1 protein-coding gene is annotated in these 1,154 nt (G+C 46.5%); it reads right to left on the reverse strand.

Annotated features, from left to right (window positions below):
- Window positions 1-1,154: condensation domain-containing protein (locus ACTJKB_RS30835; protein ID WP_440838034.1), on the reverse strand; the 1,154-nt coding region annotated here is incomplete at both ends.

Consider the following 1,154-nt stretch of genomic DNA (forward strand, 5'->3'; position numbering starts at 1 on the left):
TTGGCAACGATGTTTGCCTTCGCATTTAACTCCGTATACGTCAGCTGCTCCGTCCCGCAGGATATTGCTATCCGATCGGGTGTTTTCTTAACCTGCGCCTCAAAGAGGCTTTTGATCGATTCCTCGTGCGGATATTGCGTTGGCTTGGTTTGAAACGCACCTAGTATCTGCTCTTTTTCTTCCTCTGTTGTCGTTTCGAGTTCAGATACCTTCATTTCCGGGTTTGCTGCTAAGGCATGTAGCACATGTTCTAGCCGCGCAAGCATTTGTACAATGTCCTCATTCGCATACACATTCGGATTGTACAGCATTTCACAGACTATCTTCTCTCCCGACTCATATGCGCATAACGTCAAGTTATAGTGGTTTTGATCGCGGCCAGATCCTATCTTATACGTGAAATCTGTTAGCTTGTCTGTATCCACATAATAGTTTTCAAACACATAGAGCACTTGAATCAAATGCTGCTTCTGCTCCGTCTGTGCTTGAATCTCTGCGAGCGAACAATAGGCATATTGTTCACTTTCCGACCCCTGCTGTTGCATGTCTTTGAGCAGATTCAGCACACTCATGCCTTCTTTGCTCGCTACACGCACCGGGATCGTATTAATAAACAGACCGACGATCTCTTCGATTCCCCGCACATCGCTTTGCCGTCCAGATGTGACTTTCCCGAATACCACATCTTTTTGTCCGCTGTATGCCTGCAACACAACTCCCCACGCCGTTTCCACGACATTACTCACCGTCATTTGATTCGCGGATGTCAGTTCTTTGATCCGCAATCGGTCCTCAGCTGTTAAGGTAATCGCTAGGCGCTCCACTTGCTGTTCGCTCGCTTGCGGGGTATACACAGGTTTAATCTCGGCAACTTCTTCATACCCTGCTAATACATCTGACCAGTAAGACAGCCCTTTTTCTTGATCTTGTTTTTCTAGCCATCCGATATACTCTTCGTAGGTTGCCTGATCCTGCTTGTCTTTTATCACCTGCTTCTTGAGATCAGCTGGCAAAGCCCCGTTTTCTAACGCTTTATATAGTCGATTGAACTCCCCGTATACCGCCGATAGACACCAGCCATCCATAATAATGTGATGGAAATTCCAGATTAATTGATAACTGTCGTTAGACAGGACGACGTGGTGTACACGCAA

The organism is Paenibacillus sp. 22594 (assembly GCF_052044425.1).
Classification (GTDB): domain Bacteria; phylum Bacillota; class Bacilli; order Paenibacillales; family Paenibacillaceae; genus Paenibacillus_AQ.